The 18,200-nt window shown below is 65.9% G+C and carries 17 protein-coding genes and 1 pseudogene; 7 read left to right on the plus strand and 11 right to left on the minus strand.

Features of this window, described 5'->3' with window-relative positions:
- Positions 1-107: 107 nt before the first annotated feature.
- Together SG26_RS21540 and SG26_RS07640 are read right to left on the minus strand one after the other, a co-directional pair.
- Positions 108-275: a hypothetical protein gene (locus SG26_RS21540; RefSeq protein ID WP_014041663.1), complete on the minus strand. Its 168-nt coding sequence runs from the start codon at positions 273-275 to the stop codon at positions 108-110.
- 120 nt (positions 276-395) lie between these two features.
- Positions 396-1,028 (minus strand): rhomboid family intramembrane serine protease, encoded by a 633-nt coding sequence (locus tag SG26_RS07640; RefSeq protein WP_050037258.1) that lies wholly within the window; start codon positions 1,026-1,028, stop codon positions 396-398.
- 90 nt (positions 1,029-1,118) lie between these two features.
- Here SG26_RS07640 and SG26_RS07645 point away from each other — a divergent pair, with 90 nt between their 5' ends.
- Positions 1,119-1,409: a hypothetical protein gene (locus SG26_RS07645; RefSeq protein ID WP_023843470.1), complete on the plus strand. Its 291-nt coding sequence runs from the start codon at positions 1,119-1,121 to the stop codon at positions 1,407-1,409.
- Between the two features lie 6 nt (positions 1,410-1,415).
- Positions 1,416-1,865 carry a DUF123 domain-containing protein gene (locus tag SG26_RS07650; protein WP_050037259.1) on the plus strand — a complete coding sequence of 150 codons (450 nt, stop codon included), beginning with the start codon at positions 1,416-1,418 and terminating at the stop codon, positions 1,863-1,865.
- On the opposite strand, the gene leuS is transcribed toward SG26_RS07650, so the two are convergent.
- From leuS to SG26_RS07675, 5 genes are all read right to left on the minus strand, one after another.
- Entirely contained in the window at positions 1,866-4,541 is a 2,676-nt protein-coding gene (gene leuS, locus SG26_RS07655) for a leucine--tRNA ligase (protein WP_050037260.1), read from the minus strand.
- Between the two features lie 498 nt (positions 4,542-5,039).
- The gene (locus SG26_RS07660; RefSeq protein WP_050038257.1) at positions 5,040-6,086 is read right to left on the minus strand and encodes an ABC transporter permease; all 1,047 of its coding nucleotides are present in this window, start codon (positions 6,084-6,086) and stop codon (positions 5,040-5,042) included.
- A 10-nt stretch (positions 6,087-6,096) separates the two neighbouring features.
- Positions 6,097-7,377, minus strand: coding sequence for an ABC transporter permease (locus tag SG26_RS07665; protein WP_050037261.1), 1,281 nt, complete (start codon positions 7,375-7,377; stop codon positions 6,097-6,099).
- Complete coding sequence (locus tag SG26_RS07670) at positions 7,374-8,930, minus strand: ABC transporter ATP-binding protein (protein WP_008307228.1); 1,557 nt, start codon at positions 8,928-8,930, stop codon at positions 7,374-7,376. The genes SG26_RS07665 and SG26_RS07670 overlap by 4 nt, the downstream gene beginning before the upstream one ends.
- Before the next feature lie 174 nt (positions 8,931-9,104).
- Complete coding sequence (locus tag SG26_RS07675) at positions 9,105-10,271, minus strand: BMP family protein (protein ID WP_050037262.1); 1,167 nt, start codon at positions 10,269-10,271, stop codon at positions 9,105-9,107.
- Between the two features lie 157 nt (positions 10,272-10,428).
- Between SG26_RS07675 and SG26_RS07680 the strand changes: the two genes are divergently transcribed.
- Positions 10,429-11,622 carry an inorganic phosphate transporter gene (locus SG26_RS07680; protein ID WP_050037263.1) on the plus strand — a complete coding sequence of 398 codons (1,194 nt, stop codon included), beginning with the start codon at positions 10,429-10,431 and terminating at the stop codon, positions 11,620-11,622.
- A gap of 30 nt (positions 11,623-11,652) precedes the next feature.
- On the opposite strand, the gene SG26_RS07685 is transcribed toward SG26_RS07680, so the two are convergent.
- The gene (locus tag SG26_RS07685) at positions 11,653-12,084 is read right to left on the minus strand and encodes a universal stress protein (protein ID WP_014041672.1); all 432 of its coding nucleotides are present in this window, start codon (positions 12,082-12,084) and stop codon (positions 11,653-11,655) included.
- Positions 12,085-12,589: 505 nt separating this feature from the next.
- Here SG26_RS07685 and SG26_RS07695 point away from each other — a divergent pair.
- From SG26_RS07695 to fer, 3 genes and pseudogenes are all read left to right on the plus strand, one after another.
- Positions 12,590-13,198, plus strand: coding sequence for an IMP cyclohydrolase (locus SG26_RS07695; RefSeq protein ID WP_008307224.1), 609 nt, complete (start codon positions 12,590-12,592; stop codon positions 13,196-13,198).
- Between the two features lie 76 nt (positions 13,199-13,274).
- A pseudogene (locus SG26_RS07700) lies at positions 13,275-13,972 on the plus strand (metallophosphoesterase family protein).
- A gap of 90 nt (positions 13,973-14,062) precedes the next feature.
- Positions 14,063-14,731 (plus strand): ferredoxin Fer, encoded by a 669-nt coding sequence (gene fer / locus SG26_RS07705; RefSeq protein WP_050037264.1) that lies wholly within the window; start codon positions 14,063-14,065, stop codon positions 14,729-14,731.
- A gap of 14 nt (positions 14,732-14,745) precedes the next feature.
- Here the strand turns inward: fer and SG26_RS07710 are convergent, their stop codons facing one another.
- Positions 14,746-15,921 (minus strand): aspartate kinase, encoded by a 1,176-nt coding sequence (locus SG26_RS07710; RefSeq protein WP_014041676.1) that lies wholly within the window; start codon positions 15,919-15,921, stop codon positions 14,746-14,748.
- A gap of 201 nt (positions 15,922-16,122) precedes the next feature.
- On the opposite strand from SG26_RS07710, the gene SG26_RS07715 reads away from it, so the two are divergent.
- Positions 16,123-16,521, plus strand: a complete 399-nt coding sequence (locus tag SG26_RS07715) for a hypothetical protein (RefSeq protein WP_050037265.1) — start codon at positions 16,123-16,125, stop codon at positions 16,519-16,521.
- Positions 16,522-16,527: 6 nt separating this feature from the next.
- On the opposite strand, the gene SG26_RS07720 is transcribed toward SG26_RS07715, so the two are convergent.
- Together SG26_RS07720 and SG26_RS07725 are read right to left on the minus strand one after the other, a co-directional pair.
- Positions 16,528-17,502 (minus strand): YndJ family protein, encoded by a 975-nt coding sequence (locus tag SG26_RS07720; RefSeq protein ID WP_050037266.1) that lies wholly within the window; start codon positions 17,500-17,502, stop codon positions 16,528-16,530.
- On the minus strand, positions 17,499-18,173 hold the full coding sequence (locus SG26_RS07725) for a DUF4166 domain-containing protein (RefSeq protein WP_050037267.1): 675 nt from the start codon (positions 18,171-18,173) through the stop codon (positions 17,499-17,501). Before SG26_RS07725 ends, SG26_RS07720 begins: the two co-directional genes overlap by 4 nt.
- Between the last annotated feature and the right edge of the window lie 27 nt (positions 18,174-18,200).

The following is an 18,200-nucleotide window of genomic DNA, read 5'->3' on the forward strand; positions in this document are numbered from 1 at the left end:
ACAGTATACCGCACCTAATCGGTGGTTGTTACACATATAGGCGGCCGCTTCGGCGTGTCTATGTATATTCACGTCCACGGTTTCTGTCATGTCTGTTCCAGCAGGAATCACACCGGATTCACCGCGCCCTCACAATCCGGACACGTCGCGAGCATCCGCGGCCAGTCGCCGGCCGTGTCGTACGCGATGACGAGATTCGCTGCGGGAATCCTCACGTCACAGACCGGACACCTCCCCAGCGGTGGGTCGGCCGTTTCTATGTCACTGTCCCACATACACTGCGCTACGCACTCAGTACATATTGTTACCAGGCACCTACGAAGTGTGGGGCCAGTTGTATCAGCAGCGTCCTATCAGAACGGGCGTGGCGAAGCTGTCTCGGAACGACGTGCTGCTCAGTAGTTGGCGGCCTCGGGCGTCTGTGACGAGTCCGTCGGCCGCAGCAGGTGGACGCGCCCGGCAAGGAACCCTAGCAAAAGGCCGGTGAAGTGTGCGATGAGCGCGACGCCAGGGTTTGCGGTCGCGAGGGTGATCGCGGCGGCAACAATGCCGGCCAGCGCCAACTGGACGCGCGGCGCGAGTTCGAAGCCCCCGATGACAGTGTCGGTCAGGCGGTTGGCAGCGAGCAGGTAGCCGAAGAGGGCAAACACCGCGCCGCTGGCCCCGAGCACGGAGACGTGGCTGACCATCCCGGGGACCAGCGGGCCGACGAGACTGGTAATCGAAACCTGTGAGACGCCGGCGAGCGCGCCGGTCGAGACAAAGAAGGCGTGGAACCGGAGCGGCGACGTCCGGCGTTCGAGGACGACACCGGCGAGCGCCACTCCGACGGCGTTTGCGATGAGATGCGACAGGCCAGCATGTGCGTACACGCTGGTGACGAGTGTCCAGGGACGACTGAACAGCGGGGGCGAGAGGGCGAACAGGCTCCGCGGGGCGGTCACCACGCCGACGGCCTGCTGTGCGAGGAACACAGCACCGATGACCGCCAGCGTGACCACGGTTGGGCTTTGTCGCAACGGCTTCATTGTGCCGATATTGTCGCTCTCAACACAAGAAACGCTCGGACAGCCCTCTGTTTCAGAACGCATAGGTGGCATCGTCGCGTTATGTCGCGTATGTCCGAACTGACCGACGCCCTCACCGCGGCGTTCGCAGACGAGACCGATGACGAAATCGCACAGACGGCCGCCGAGAACATCGCCGACTTCGCCGAGGAGTACGACGAGGAGCTGACGAGCGACCGCGTCACCGACCTGCTCGCGGACGCGCCTTACGACGGGTTCGACCGCCAGTTCAACTGGGTCATCGGCGAACTCGCCGCTGAAAATGAGGACTGCACCGACTCCCGGCCGTTCCGTATCGACGGGTTCGGCGAACTCGCCGCTGACCCCGATATCGGGACCTGAGGGGACATGCCTGGCGGAACCTACACGCTGGTTCTCGAACGGGACACCAGCAGGCCAATCGAGGTCGGCGCGCTGGGCGAAATCGAGTTCCCGGCGGGCTGGTACGCCTACACCGGGAGTGCGCTGGGCAGCGGCGGCTTCGGCCGCATTGACCGCCACCGCGCCGTCGCCGCCGGCGACAACGACACCCGGCACTGGCACATCGACTACCTGCTGGGCGACGCGGCGACGACCGTCGACCGGGTCGTCACGACCGAGGCCGACGTCGAGTGCGCCGTCGCCAAACGGGTCGACGGGCCGGCGGCAAAAGGGTTCGACCGCGTCGACGCCTTCGGCTGCTCGGACTGTGACTGCCGCTCGCACCTGATACACCACGAACAGCGGGAGAAGTTGGTCGACGCAGTGACCGGCGCCCACGAGGCCGCCCAGGCGGAAACGGCGGCCGCGACCGAGTAGTCAGGAGATGTGGATCGCGGGCTTGTTTGGTCGCGCCTTGGCCGCGAGGTCGTCGTCGGGTGCGGCCCGCCGGACGACAACGTCACAGCCGAACTCGTCTTCGAACAGCCACGCGGCCTGCTGGAGCGTGTCGAGTTCGCGTTCGCCGTCGATAATCGGTTCCAGTCCCGCGCCGCGGTCGGCCAGCCGGTCGGCGAACTCGGCGGCCGCGTCACCGTGCTGTTTGATGTCGTCGTCGGCCATGATCTCGCCAACGATGGCGTCGCCGGGGTCGGACTCGCGGGCGATCTCGTAGGCGCGGTACTTCCAGTCGGCGGCGACGACGAGTTCGATCTCGTTCGGCGCCTCGATGTCGACGACCTCCGTGATTTCGCGCACGTCGTCGAGGGTCTGCCGGACGACCTGGCGCTCGATGCGGTAGTCGTCCACGTCACGGAGCGGTTCTGGCCACCGGCTCTCGGCGACGAGGCCGTCCTCGTCGAGCAGCTGCCACATCTCCTCGGCGAGGAAGGGGGCGATAGGCGCGACGAGGCCGGCGAGCACCCGCAGGCCGCGACCGTAGGCGAACTGGTAGGGCCGGTCGTAGCCCGCGTAGCGCCCCAGCAGCCGGGCGAACCGCTGTAGCTCGCCGATGACGCGGTGGAACCGGAACCGGTCGTACTCTTCGGTGACGGCCGCGATAGTCCGGTCGATTTCCCGCTCCAGGTACGCGTCGTGGTCGGTGCTTTCGGTCCGTGTCTCGGTTCTGTCAGTGTACTCCGTGACAAGTCGGTACAGCGTCTGCTGGAAGTCGTAGGCCGTCGAGACGTCCTTGACGGTCCACTCGAAGTCCTGGGAGGGGTGGGCCGCCGAGAGGACAAACAGCCGCGTCGTCTCGGCCCCGTACTCGTGGGGCGCGATGTCGTTGCCCTTCGATTTGGACATCTTCTCGCCGCTGTGAAGCACCGTCCCCTGATTGATGAGCCGCTCGACCGGTTCTTCCCGGTCCAGCAGGCCGATGTCCGACAGCGCGCGGGTGAAAAAGCGTATATAGAGGAGGTGCAGCACTGCGTGTTCCTCGCCGCCGACGTACACGTCGACCGGGAGCCACTCGTCGGCGGTTTCCTGGTCGAAGGGGGCATCTTCGAAATGCGGCGACAAGTATCGCAGGAAGTACCACGAGGAGTCGACGAACGTGTCCATCGTGTCCGTCTCTCGCACCGCGTCGGCCCCGCAGTCGGGACACGTCGTCTGCTTCCACTCCTCAGCCGCATCGAGGGGATTGCCGGTCGTCTGGACGTAGTCGGGCAGTTCCACCGGCAGGTCGTCTTCCGGAACCGGGACGTGGCCGCAGTCGTCGCAGTGAACGATGGGAATCGGCGTCCCCCAGTAGCGCTGGCGGGAGATGAGCCAGTCCCGCAGGCGGTAGGTCACTGCGGACTCGGCGGCCTCGTGTTGGCACAGGCGCTCGCGGGCGGCGGAACTGGCGAGACCGTCGTACTCGCCGCTGTCCGTGAGCATCCCGTCACCGGTGTACGGCGCGTGCGGGAGGTCCGTTCCGCTTCCGTCGACCGGTTCGACAGCCTGCTCGACGGGCAGGTCGTGTTCGTCGGCGAAGGCGTGGTCCTGCTCGTTGTGAGCGGGGACGCCCATCACCGTGCCCGTACCCACGTCGTCCAGCACGTACGCCGCGACGTACACCGGCAGTTCCTCGCCGGTGTAGGGGTGGGTCGCGGTGAGGTCCGTCTCGACGCCGCTCATCCCGGCGTCATCCGTGCTCGCCACTGATTCCACGTAGTCGGCGACGGCGTCGTCCGTCTCGGCCAGCGCTCGCGCGAGGTCGTGGCCCGGCGACAGCGCCAGATACGTCGCGCCGTACGCCGTGTCGAGTCGCGTCGTGAACGCCTCGACAGTGTCGTGGTCGTCGTGGTCGACCGAAAAGGCGACGCGAGCACCTTCTTGTCGACCGATCCAGTTGCGCTGGCTGTCCCGAACGCCGTCGGGCCATCCCTCCAGGTCATCCAACCCGCGATACAGCTCCTCGGCGTAGTCGGTGATGGCGAAGAACCACTGGTCGAGGTCGCGTTGCTCGACGCCGGTCCCGCAGCGCCAGCAGACGCCGCCGTGGGTGTGGCTGTGGCCAGTGCCGGCAGTCGTTTCGCCTTCATCAGCTTCCGGCGGCGTTTCGACCTGCGCGTCAGCAAGCACTGTCTCACAGTCCGGACACCAGTTCACCGTCGCCGCGCCGTAGTCGACCAGTCCCTCGTCGTAGAACTGGGTGAACAGCCACTGGTTCCACTGGTAGTACTCGGGGTCACAGGTGGTGACTTCCCGGGACCAGTCGTAGCCAAAGCCCATCTCCCGGAGGTCGGCTTTCATCTGGTCGATACACGTCCGAGTCCAGGACTCGGGGTCCGTGTCCCGCTCGTAGGCCGCGTTCTCCGCCGGCAGGCCGAACGCGTCCCACCCCATCGGGTGAAGCACGTCGTCGCCGGCCATCCGCCGGTACCGAGCAGACGCGTCCGTGATGGCGTAGTTCCGGATGTGTCCCATATGCAACGAGCCAGAGGTATAAGGGAACATCCCCAGCACGTACGTCGGGTCCTCGGCGTCAGTGGGGCATTCAAACACTCCGTCTCGCTCCCAAGCCTGCTGCCAGTACTCTTGAACCCGGGCGTGGTCATATCGGCGCGACATTTGCTACCTCGTCCTGTGCCTGCCGCGCACATGAGTGTTCGGCTAGGATTGGACTATTCTCTTCCAGTGGCTACCAGAAAGTCCCGAGGCGCTGGGCTCCTGCGACTCGCTGCGCTCTCTGCTCACGGCGCGGAACGCCGTTCGCACGTTCCGAGGGACCGCAGGTCCCTCGCTCCTCACTTCGTTGCGGTGCTTGTGTCGTGGTCCGAGAGAGCAGAGCTCTCTCATCATCCCGAAAATCGAAGATTTTCGGACGATCTCGAACGCCCAGCGCCTCGCCCCTTTCATCCCCACCCATAGCCGGTTGGCCAATCCACGCTGGGCGGGACTGAAAGGGGCCGCACCATCGGCGAACCCCGGCGCAGCAAGCACTGGCGCGAACGCAGTGAGTGAAGGGCGCAGCAAGCCGCGGGAGTCGATAGTGCGGGGGCTTTCTGGCTGTTCGCATTTGATCAACTGCTGCGGGCAGAAACAAGTCCAGAGAAGGTTGTGTCTAGCTCATTCCTCGCCGGACTCGTAGTGCTCGCCAGCGGCTTCTGGCAGGCGGGTTTTGCCCACCAAGGCGAGGACGACGATGACGGCGACGAACGGAATGGCCTGGACCAGTGAATCGGGGACGGCGATGACATCGGCTGTCTGGAGGCGCAACTGGACGGCGTCGAGGCCGGCAAACAGCGTCGTCGACAGCAGCGCGCCGACCGGGTTGTAGTTGCCGAACAGATAGGCGACGATGGCGATGAACCCCTTGCCGTTGACCATCGTCGGGCCGTTGCCGGTGAACTGGCCGATGTTGATGGCCAGCGCGGCCCCGCCCATCCCCGAGAGGACGCCGGAGAGGAGGACGGCTGCGTAGCGGACGCGGGACACGTCGACGCCGGCGGTGTCCAGCGCCTTCGGGTTCTCGCCGGCGGCCCGGACCCAGCGGCCGAAGGTGGTGCGGTTCAGCACGTACCACGACGCCGCCACGGCGAGGAACATGATGTACACCGCGGGCGAGGCGTCGAACAGCGCGCCGAAGAACGGGATGTCGGCCAGCGCCGGGACTGTTATCGTATCGAAGGTGCCGACGTTGCTGGTGTTCGGCCCGCCGTAGAACACCTGCGAGGCGAACGGCGCGAGGCCGAGCGCGATGAGCCAGACGGCCAGGCCGGCGATGATCTGGTCGGCGCGGAACTCGATACAGACGACGGCGAACACGGCAGCGAGCAGCGTCGACGCGACGATGCCGATGAGGAACCCGAGCCACAGCGAGCCGGTGGCGTCGGCCCCGAAGATGGCTGCGAAGGCCGAGATGATGAGCAGGCCTTCGAGCCCGATGTTGATGATACCGCTCTTCTCGGCGAAGATGCCGCCAAGCGCGGCCAGCACGATCGGGACCGAGAGCCGTAGCGTCGAGGACAGCGTCGATTTCGAGGCCAGTACCCAGAATATCTGACCGGGCGTCGACGCCGGCGCAAGGAGGCCGAATCCGGCGAGGACGGCCAGTAGGAGGAACGCCGCGGCGGCGATGAACAGCCGGCCTGACATCGACGAGAGTCGCTCCATGGCGCTGTCGTTAGTCATCGGCACCACCTCCCGCGGTCGCGGTGGCCTGTCTGTCGCGCTGTCCCCTTGCGAGCCGCCGACCGATGATACGGAAGAACTCCGGCATCGCGACGAACAGGATGATGAGCCCGCGCAGGACACCGACCAGCTGTGGCGGCACGTTAGTCGCGAACGCCACCACGTTCGAACCGGACTTGAGGACGCCGAACAGGAGCGCGGCGAAGACGGCCCCGATGGGGTTGTTGCCGGCGAGGATGGAGACGGTGATCCCGTCGAAGCCGTAGCTCGGGATGCCAGTCTGGAACTTCCCGAGCGTCATCATCACGAACACGGCCCCGCCGATACCACCGAGTGCACCGGACAGCGTCAGCGACGTCAGGATGGTCCGTGCGGAGTCGACACCGCCGTACTCCGCGGCCGCGGGCTGGATGCCGGCGGTCCGCAGGTCGTAGCCGAAGGCCGTGTGTTCGAGCAGGTAGTAGACGCCGCCGACGAACAGGAGCGCAATCAGGAGCGCGAGCAGCGAGAAGTCCGTCCGCGGGTCGAACAGGATCGAGGGGAACTGTCCCTCGACGGGCAGTGTTCGGGTCTGTGTCGCCTGGCTCGTCGGGTCGGCGAAGTGGTTCCGGACGAGATACAGCGAGACCCGGACAGCGACGAAGTTGAGCATGATAGTGGTAATTACCTCGTTCGCGTCGGCGTAAGCTTTCAACGCGCCGGGTATCGCACCGTAGAGGCCGCCACCGATTGCGCCGGCGAGCAGCCCGAGCGGGATGAACAGAACGAGGGCGATTGTTCCGGAGACCAGCGAGCCGGCCCACAACACCGTCAGTGCGGCCGCCAGCGCGCCGATGATGAGCTGGCCCTGCGTCCCGATGTTGAAGATGCCCGCACGGAAGGCTAAGGCGACCGAGAGTCCGGTGAACACCAGAATCGTCGTCTCCCGAAGCGTCGCCGCGAACTGCGCGTTCAGCGGCGACCAGCCGCCCGTGAAGGGGTCACCCAATGCGCCGAGGAACAGGCGGTTGAACACGTAGAACGGGTCGTAGCACAGCGTCGTGGAACCGAAGGTAAGGACCGGCGACCGGCACGTCGCCATCAGTCCCGCAGCGGTGACGATAATCGTCCCGACGACGAGAGAGAGCAACAGCGCCGAGACGGCGATGAGAATCCGCTCGCCGACGGAAGTCTGGCCCAGCCTGATGAGTCGCTGCCGGTACTGTGACCATCGGTCGTCCGAGGCCGGTGCCGGCGGGTCGTCGCCGTTCCGCGACGGGCCGTCGTCGCTCATTGGTGACCCTCCCCGTTCGCCGCAATGGTCGGGACGGCGTCAGGTTGCTGCCCGGCCATCAGCAGTCCGAGCTGTTCCTCGGTCACGCGCTCGGGGTCGACGATGTCGACGATCTCGCCCTCGTAGACGACGGCGAGACGGTCCGAGAGCGACTGGACCTCGTCGAGGTTCGAGGAGATGAGCAACACGGCCCGTCCTGCTTCGCGGAGCGCGTTGATCTGATCGTGGATGAACTCCATCGACCCTACGTCCACGCCACGGGTGGGGTGGGAGGCGACGACGAGACGCGGGTCCCGGGCGAACTCCCGGCCGACGACGAACTTCTGCTGGTTCCCGCCGGAGAGGGACTTGGCGTGGGCGTTGGCATCCGGCGGCCGAACGTCGTACTCTTCGATTATCTCCTCCGCGTGGTCGCGCGTGTGGTTCCAGTCGATGCGCCCCTTCGAGGTGTAGTCGGCCGCGTGCTGGCTCCCCAGCAGGCCGTTCTCGACGAGGTCGAAGTCCATCACCAGTCCCCGCTCCTGTCGGTCTTCCGGGATGTAGGCCAGCCCGGCCTCGATGCGCTCCCGACGGCTGTCGGTGGTCCGGTCGACGTCGTCGTACGTTATCGTCCCCTCGTCAGGCATCTGGAGCCCGGTGATCGCTTCGACCAGTTCCGACTGGCCGTTCCCGTCGACGCCAGCGATACCGAGTACCTCGCCGGCCCGGACCTCGAGCGAAATCCCGTCGACCGCGCGGACGCCCCGGTCGTCCTCCACGACGAGGTCATCGACGTCGAGGATAGACCGGCCCGGCTCGGCGGGCTCCCGGTCGAGATCCAGCAGCACCTCCCGGCCGACCATCATCTCGGCCAGTTCCTCCCGAGTAATATCGTCGGCGGGTACCGTCCCGACGTTTTTCCCCTCGCGCAGGACGGTGATTTCGTCGGCAGCCTCCATCGCCTCGCCGAGCTTGTGCGTGATGAAGATAATCGTCTTGCCCTGGTCGGTCAGCTCTTCGAGCACGCGAAAGAGGTCCTCGACTTCCTGTGGCGTGAGTACTGCCGTCGGTTCGTCCAGAATCAGGACGTCTGCGCCGCGGTAGAGCGCTTTGAGGATCTCGACGCGCTGCTGGACGCCGACGCCGACGTCTTCGATGCGAGCGTCGGGGTCCACGTCGAACCCGTACCGCTCGGACAGTTCACGGACCTGTTCTCGGGACTGTTCACTGTCAACCGTGAGTCCAAGCCACTTGCGGGGCTCGTTCCCAAGCGTGATGTTTTCGGTGACGGTCATCGGATCGACCAGCATGAAGTGCTGGTGGATCATACCGACACCCTCGTCGATGGCGTCGCGCGGCGAGTCGAACTGCTGTGTCTCGCCGTGCACGTTGACCGTCCCCTCGGTGGGCTGGTAGAGCCCGTAGAGGACGTTCATCAGGGTGGTTTTTCCCGCACCGTTCTCGCCGAGCAGTGCGTGAACCGTCCCCTTCTCAACCGCCAGATCGACGTCGTCATTCGCGACTACCCCCGGAAACCGCTTTGTAATACCATCGAGGTGGACGGCCTGTTCCATACTCTGAGCCGTTACCTTCCCGTTGTTTTAACTTCACGGTTCCACATGTCTGGCAAAAATATGCGGCAACCGCGTGTGTGGCCACGGTGACTCGGACGGATTGTTGTATATTATTTTCGGATAATTCCGACCGCGGGGGCGGAACAGATCGGCAAATCGCTTTAACGATCCGTCTCAGGCGTTGTCGGGGTCAGTCGGAACGCTGATGTCGCCGTCGATGATACTCTGGCGGACCTCGGACACCTCGTCTTTGACGCCCTGTGGGATCTCCGAGCCGAGCTGCTGGCCGTACACCGCTTCGACACCGTTCTGTTCGAGACCGAGCGTGTTCACGGCACCGCCCTCGAAGTTGTCGTTGACGACGGATTCGACCGACGTGTACACCGCGTTGTCGACGCGTTTGACCATACTCGCGAGGATGACGTCACTGAAGTTCTCTTTCGTGACTGACTGATCGCGGTCGACGCCGACTGCGAAGCGCCCCGCCTCCTGCGCCGCACGGAACACGCCGGTTCCGGTGTTGCCGGCCGCGTGGAAGACGATGTCCGCGCCGGATTCGTACATCGAGAGGGCCGCCTCCTGTCCGCCGGAAGGGTCGTTGAAGTCGCCGACGTAGGCCGACTGTACCTCGACGTCCTCCTCCGCGTGCTTGACGCCGGCTTTGTAGCCGGCCTCGAAGCGACCGATGAGGTCACCCTCGACGCCGCCGACGAAACCGACGCTCGCGGAGTCACCCTGCGTGGATCCGGCTCCAGCCGAGAAGTCCTGGCTGGTCAGCTTCGCGGCCATCAGTCCGATGAGGAACGAGCCCTGATGCTCACCGAACACGTACGAGCCGACGTTGTCCGCCTCGACGACGGAGTCGACGATCATGAAGTTCTGGTCCGGGTATTGTTCGGCGGTTTCTGTAAGGGCGTCCGCCTGCAGGAAGCCGATACAGCAGACGAGGTCGTAGTCCGGGTTCGAGGACTGCGCGTACTGCTGCTGGAGGCTGCCGAAGTCCTGTACCGCTTCCGGCTGAGACTCGTCGTATTCGATACTCAGCTCGTCTGCCGCTCGGATAGCGCCGGTCTGAGCCTGGTCGTTGAACGACCCGTCACCGAGCCCGCCCGTCGCGTACACCATTCCGACACGAGCGGCCGGGCCGCTGTCGCCGCCGTCCCCGCCGTCGCTGTCGGTGTCCCCGCCGTCGCCTCCGTCACCGTCCCCGCCATCGCCACCGAGGCATCCGGCTAACCCGATTGCAGTTGCGGTACCAACACTACTGATGAACGTGCGTCTCCGCTGTGACATGTCCCACCAGCGGTGTCGATAGGCGTTAAAGACTTCGGTGTCGCACATTAGCCACATCGGCGACAAATCATGGCAAGGCGGGCCGATCGGCTGTCGATACCGACGCCGCGGACATTTTATGTACTGGGTGTGAACGGCTGGCAATGACAATCTGGTCGCGTTCACACAGCAGCAACTGGCAGGCCCTGACGGGGCCCAGCACGCGGTGACTACCGTCGTCTTCGGGGCGCTGGTCGCCCTCGCGACGCTCACCGGGCTGGTGACGGCCTGGACACTCGGTGCGAACAGCAACTCACCGCCCTTCGCCCCGGCTATCGGCGCGAACGCCATTTCGACGATGCGCGCCGCCTTCATGATCGGCATCCTCGCCGCGCTGGGCGCACTGACCCAGGGTGGGAGTATCTCCGAGACAGTCGGAGCCGGCCTCATCGACGGTGTCGCCATCACATCGCTCGCAGCCATTGCCGGCCTGTTGACCGCGACGGGGTTCATGGCGTTCGGGATCTACTCGGGCTACCCCGTTCCAGCGGCGTTCGCGACGACGGGCGCGATGGTCGGCGTCGGGCTCTCGCTGGGCGGTCAGCCGGTCTTCGACACCTACCGCCGCATCATCACGTTCTGGCTGCTCGTCCCGCCAGTGTCGGGGAGCCTGGCCTATCTCACCGCGACCGTGTTGCGCCGGGACGACATCCCCGAGACGGTCGGCGTCCCGTTACTCGCCGGCGTCGTCGGCGGTATCGTCGCCAACGTCCAGTTGAGTATCATCCCGTCGCCGACCGGCACTGACCAGGGCTCGCTGGCCGGCTTCGCCGCGATGGCCGCCGGAACGGACATCGCGGCTGTCGCCGCGACGCTACTGGTCGCCGCCGGGAGCTTCTACTACATCCGCCGGCAGACCCAGGCCTCCGTCGACAAGGGCATCAAGACCTTTCTCGTCGTTCTCGGCAGCGTCGTCGCCTTCTCCAGTGGCGGCAGTCAGGTCGGCCTCGCGACCGGCCCGCTGGAGAACCTCTACGGCACCGAACTCGGCCTGCCCGGGTTCGTGTTGCTGGCACTCGGTGCGGTGGGCATCCTCGGCGGGGCGTGGATGGGCGCGCCTCGCCTGCTACAGGCGACCTCCCGCGAGTACGCACAGCTGGGCGTCCGGCGCTCAATCGCCGCACTGGTTCCCGGGTTCATCATCGCACAGGCCGCCATCGCGCTGGGCATCCCCATCTCGTTCAACAACATCATCATCTCCGGGGTCATCGGCGGCGGCCTGGCTGGCGGCTCCGCCGGCGTCTCGCGCCGGAAAATTGGCGTGACTGTCGGGTTCTGGCTCATCACACTCGTCACCAGCGTCGTGCTCGGCTACGGCGTGTATCAGGTTCTGGAAGCGGCCCTCGGCAGCCAAGCGTGAAAAGCTCCCGCGTGCTGTCCGGGTCGACGACTACCGGACGACCGTCACCGTCACCGGGGCTTCGCTGACGACCGCCGTCGCAACGGTCCCGAGCAACCGCCTGGCGATCTCGTTTCGCGTCTCGCTGTGACCACCCATCACTACCTGGTCCACGTCGACCTCCTCGACGTAGTCCAGAATCGTTTCGGCTGGATCACCGGTCTCGACGGCTGTCTCGACCTGCCGGCCGACTTCGTTGGCCTGCTGTGACGCCCGGTCGACGAGATTCGCGGCCCGCTCGTCGGCCGCCGCCCGGCGGTCCTCGTCCGGTTCGAGCATCCCGCCTTCGCTCATCCCGGTATCGAGCGGCGCGACGACGTTCAGGACCGTAATCCGACAGTCGAACGTCTCCAGCGCGTACGTCAGCGCCTCGTCAGCCAGCGGTGAGCCGTCCAGCGGGACGAGGACGTGCGTCGGTGCCATATGTTCTCTCTGGCAGGAAGCTACAAGTAGCCACGGGCAAGCCGGCGCTTGCCAGATGTGTGTCAAGCCCGTCCCACATGAGTTCGAACCAGTGGAAGACTCGAGTCCACTAATCACGACGCTGTCGCTCACGGGTTGTTCGCGACAAGAATAGTCCATCCTGGATTCGAACCAGAACCAGACGTGCTCGCTTCGCTGTGCGCGACTGGCGGGGTTCGAATCAGTAATTACGATTTCGCGGCTCGCGAGTTTGCTCGCCACAGAAATAGTCCATCCTGGATTCGAACCAGGGTCGAAGCCCCCAGAAGGCTTCAGGATTGGCCTCTACCCCAATGGACTGTGTGCACTCTACAGTATCGGGTGCCCCTTTGTAAGCGTTGCGCGATTCATCGCCGTATGGCGTATGCCACCAGCCCTCAAATCTGCTCCCCACTCTCACTTCAGGTGGAACCCCGCGGAGCCGAACATCGACAGCGCTTTTTCGGGGTGCCGTGCACACTCGCGTATGTACGTCGGACGATTCGTCGTCGTCAGTCCCGAGGTCGGCGCGTACCGCGTCTCCTCGCGCTCGTTCCCCAACCGCCAGACAGTACAGCGCGACGGCACGGTGACCGTCGAGCCGACGCCGGACGCCCCGGAGACGGACAACCCATACATCTCCTACAACGGCGTCCGCGTCACCGAGCGCGGCGCGGTCGTCGGGAACGGTTCCCACGTCGACCCAATCGCGGAGAAGCTCGAACTCGGCTATCCGGCACGGGACGCTATCGCGGAGCCGCTCCTCTCGCTCGACTTCGAGAAGGACGACTACGACACGCCACGGGTCGCCGGCATCGTCGGCGTCGACGGGGCGGACCCGACGACCAACGCCGACGGGCCGGGAGCGGTCATCGGGACCGTCCGCCGAGACGCGCTGCTGGTCGAGGAGGTCACCGAGCCGACGCTGGTGGCGACCTACGAGGAGAACAGCCCGACGGCGTTCGACCTGGCTGCGACCGAGGCCGGCGAGGTGGCCCGCGAGGTGTACGACCACGAGTACGAGCACGCCGTCTGTTCGGCCGGCGTCGCGGGGTCGGCGGGCGAGTTCGACGTGGCAGTGTACAACGGGGAGTGAGCAGATGGCCACGCAGCGGACACAGATACTGAGCCAGGACCGACACTCAAGACCCCACAGGGGGTAGACACTAGCAATGGAACTCGGCATCCTCTCTGATATCCACGGCAATCGGGTGGCGCTAGCGGCGGTGCTTGCGGATATGCCGCCGGTTGACGGGCTGGTCTGTGCGGGCGACGTGGTCGGCTACAACCCCTGGCACGCCGACTGTGTCGACGCGATGCGGGGGCACACTGACGGGCTCCCCGCAGACGTTCCCTGGCCGACCGAAGAAGTCCCGACGGTGATGGGCAACCACGACAGGGCGGTCGCCGCCGAGACGCCGTTCGCGTTCAACGGGATGGCCCAGGCCGGCGTCGAACACGCCACGGAGCAGTTATCCGACGAGCAGATCGAGTGGCTGGCGGCGCTGCCCGACGAGCGCCGCGTGTGTGACGGCCGGGTAAAACTCGTCCACGGCCACCCGGACGACCCGGACCACTATACGTTCCCCGAGGAATTCGGCCCGGACCTGCTGGGCGACGAGGACGTACTCGTGATGGGGCACACACACCATCAGCACCACGAGGTGTACGAGGACGGCATCGTGATGAACCCCGGAAGCGTGGGCCAGCCCGCGACAAGGACCACCGGGCAGCCTACGCCGTGCTCGACCTCGCGGACCTGACTGTCGAGGAGCACCGCGTGGCCTACGACACGAGCGAGGTCATCGACGCGGTTACCGACGCTGACCTGCCGCGGCAAATCGGCTTCCGGTTGACGCAGGGCCGGTAGCCACAGGGAGTGGACGTCGCCTGTCGCCGGCAGCCTGCAGAAACTGCAGCGGGAGGAGGGAATTTATGTCCGTGACCGCTACCGTGTGGTGTGGAGTCCCCATTCGAGGTCCTCGGAATTCCGCCGGACGCGGACGACGGGGAGATCGTCGATGCGTACCGCGAGCGGGTGAAGGAAGCCCACCCGGACCAGGGCGGCTCGACGGAGGAGTTCCAGGCGGTCAAAGACGCCTACGAGCGACTGCAGAACGGCTACGAGCCCGGGGACCCGCTACCGGACGAGTCACCGACGGGCGAACCCGGGTCCGAGACCGAGCAAGCCCCGCCGGAACCGGACGACCCGCTGGTGGAGTTTCTCAACTTCGAGGTGCTGGAGGACCACGGCTGGGCGCTCGAAGACGAGGATCTGTTCGAGAAAGCCGCCGACGCGAACTTGCGGTCGTCTGATTTCGGGCGGTTCTACGTCGATCCGAACGACACGTTGCTGGAAGCGGCCGAGAAGAACGGCTTTGCGTGGCCCTTTGCTTGCCGCGGCGGCGCGTGTACGAACTGCGCCGTCGCGGTCGTCGAAGGCGAGATGCCGTCGCCGGCGAGCCACATTCTCCCGCCGGACCTCACCGAGAAGGGGATTCGGCTCTCGTGTATCGCCGCACCGGTGTCTGACGACGCGAAAATCGTCTACAACCTGAAACACCTGCCCGAAGTCAGCGAACTCCTGCTGCCCGCGAGCCGGTTCGAGCAGGCCTCCTCAACCGACTAACAAGTACCCAGCGATCAGAATACGTCCTGTACGAGCGAGAGGGCCTGTTCGCGGTCCTCCCACGGGACGAACACGGAGACCGACGTCGCGGACGTAATCACGTCGTAGAGGTGGATGTGCGCGTCGGCCAGCGGTTCGACGACCTGATGGGCGAGCGCCGACTGGCTCGGATCGCCGCCGGTGACACGGATGACGGCGATATCGTCCTCGACGGTGACCGACGAGAGCGTCTCGTCGTCGACGATACGGGCGTGCAGCAGCGCCTCGGCTTCCTCGGCGTCGTCTTCGTCGACGTAGAACGTCAGCGAGTCCATCCCCGAGGAGTTGGCCTCGATATTTATCTCCTCGTCGGCGATAGCGCCTGACAGGTCCGCGAGGATGCCCGGGCTGTTCCGGATAGCGCGGCCGGCAACGGTGACGCAGGCGATTGGCTGTTCCTGCAGGTCGATGAGGTTCTGGAACTCGCCCTCGATGGACGTGCCACCGGAGAGCAGGTCGCCGTGCTGGTAGTGGACGACGCGAACGCCGAGGTCGTCGCTCTTGTATGATAGCGCCGACGGCGCGACCACCTCGGCCCCGCGGAAGGACAGCGAACGGAGCTCGTCGACGGAGATTTTGCCGACGTTCCGAGCGCCTTCGACGACACGCGGGTCCCCGGTCATGACACCCTCGACGTCGGTGACGATGACGACTTCGTCGGCGTCCATGTAGTCGCCCATCATCACGGCGCTCGTGTCGGAGCCGCCGCGGCCGAGCGTCGTCACGTTGCCCTGATAATCTTCGGCGAGGAAGCCGGTGATGACCGGGACGACGTCCTTGAGCTGGCCGGCCAGCGCGTGGGCACGCTTCTGTGTCTCCTCGACGTCGACCTCGCCGTACTCGTCGGTGATGATCGGCCAGTCCTCGCTGCCGGGTTCGAGGAAGACGGCCTCGATACCGCGGGCGGCGAGTGCGCCCTTGAGCATCCGAACGGAGGTCCGTTCGCCCATCGAGACGATTTCGGCGCGGTCCGCGGAGTCGGCGTCGTAGTTGATCTCGTCGAGCAGTTCGTCGGTCGTGTTGCCCATCGCCGAGGCGACGACCGCGACCTCGTGGCCCTGCTGGACGGCCGCAGCAATCGAGTCAGCGGCCCGGTTGATGCGGTCGCCGCTCCCGAGGCTCGTCCCACCGAACTTGGCGACTACGCGCATGCTACCACCGTGTCCATGTGTACGTGAGTCATTGCCCTCGCGTTATCCGTCGCTCGGGATAACTGTGTCCATCTGTTTCCACACCGCACTGTCGGCAGGACCCGACAGAGTCCGTCGCGTGACGACCTATTGCTACGGAAGCGAACGCGACCCGAAGCGTCCGACACACCGTTTATTTGCGTGGGGTTCCCACACATATGCATGGATATCCGCGACGCTATCGAGGACGACGCCGAGCGACTGGCCACCCTCGCTGACGGGCCGCCGGACGTGATGCAGAACCTCGTTCACGACCGCACCGTCCGCGTGGCCGAAGAGGACGACGACATCGTGGGGTTCGTGAGCTTCGACGCCGAGCGTGGGACCGTCCACGTAACGCAACTGGCCGGGTCGAGCGACGCCTGCGAAGTACTCCTGACCGACCCTATCGAGTTCGCGCGCCGGGAACACATGTCCGTGGAGCTACTGCTGCCGGAAGACGAATCAGAAGTCCGGGCCGCCGTCGAGGCGGTTGGGTTCACCTCGACCGGAAACGGCCCCCTGTTCGACGGACAGGAGACGACGCGCTACCGGTTAGAGCCGGAGCGAGCGGAGCACTGACCGGCGTCACTGGACCGAGAGCCGCCACCCGAGCGTCGCACACAGCCCGAACCCGAAGGCGTTGAGCGAGCCGTGGAGCGCGACCATCGTCGAAATCGTCAGACCCAGCGAGCGGCCGGTGAACGTCGACACCCCGTAGCCGAGCGCAAGCGCCATCGAGATCGGGAGCGCCACGGCCGAAATGCCGAGCAAGAGCCCCTGCAGTTGGGGACAGGTGGGGACGACGCGACGCAGGACCACGACGCCGAAGGCCGCGACGGCGACGGTGAAGAGACTCACTGCGACGACCTCCACCAGCGGCGAGAAGGCGATGCCGACCGCGATGAGTGCCGGGCCGACGAGGATGACACCCGCAACGGTTCGGAATCCCCGCGAGCGGTCACCGAGGTGTCGGCCGGTCAGTCCCGCCGCGACCGGGAGGACGAACCCGGCGTAGTGGAAATGGACCGCCGTCAGCCGAATGATGACGCGGTCGAACCAGAACGTCAGGTCGAGATGGGCCAGCAGGAGCGCGATTGCACCAACTGAGACGTAGGCGAAGCCGGCGTCGATAGCCGTCTCCGGGAGCGTCAGGCCGCTTCGAACCCGGGTCCGTGCGAGCGCGGCGAGTCCGAGGAGGCCGGTGACCGCAAGCCACGGCGTTGCGAGCGCGGCGGCCAGCAGTGCTGGTGACGGAACGACCAGCGATACCGCAAACAGGAGTGCACCGACCGACTGGAGCCAGATGGCTGTGGTCGTGAGCCGATTCGCAGGCCCCTGAAACCCCCCGGTCACTGCCGTTCGGAGCGCGAGCGGGACCAGCACGAGCGGTGCGAGTGCAAGCGCCCGCTCGATAGCGGCCAGTTCGCCTGTGACCGTCATCGCCAGCCAGACCACCGCACCAAGCACCGCGCTCAGGTCCGCCACGGCGATGCCCCGGATAGACGGCTTGGCGACACTGCCGAGTGCTGGCTGCCGGGACCCGCCGGCGCGGTCGCTCATCGCGGCGGGAGCCGGTCGAGCCCGCGGACGATGCGTAGCTCGTCGGGCGTCCCGTCGCTGGCAGTCTGGTCCTGCGTGAACGTCCCCCGATAGCCGAGCATGTGACCCACGAGGTCGTTCTCGACGGTCGCGGTGACGTGGTAGCGTTCATCATCCTCGTCGTAGCGGTCACGTACCTCGACATCGGCGGCAAGCGGTCCCGGCAGGGGAACGTAGTGGTTGCCCAGGCGGGCCCACTGTCGGCCGCCGGCGACCACGAGCGCCCCGTCCTCGACCCGCGGGTGGAGTTCGCTGGCGATCCGGCCGTGTGTCCCCAGAAAGTCGAGCAGTCGCTCGGCCTCGGCGTCCCAGACGGTCAGCGAGTCGAACAGGCGGGTGGTGTCGCCGAAGTCGAAGGCGCGGCGGGTCGTCATCGCCTCGTGACCGCCGTCCGTCGTGTAGGCCACCGTCGTCACCGAGAACGGCACGTCCTCGCCGGCTTCGGGAAACAGCATGTTCTGGGTCGTCATCGCGTACAGCGCCGGGAGGACCAGCGTCCCGCGGGTGATGTCCATCTCGCCGCGGCCGACACAGACCGTCCCGTCGTCGGGGCCGAGGCTGTACCGGTCGCGGACCTTCGGATGGAGGTCGGCCGCGGCCTCGCCCAGCGCCCGCTCGTAGACGCCCGTCACAGTCTCACCCGCGCTGGTGGCATCCGC

The sequence above is a fragment of the Haloarcula sp. CBA1115 genome (genome assembly GCF_000827835.1).
Classification (GTDB): domain Archaea; phylum Halobacteriota; class Halobacteria; order Halobacteriales; family Haloarculaceae; genus Haloarcula; species Haloarcula hispanica.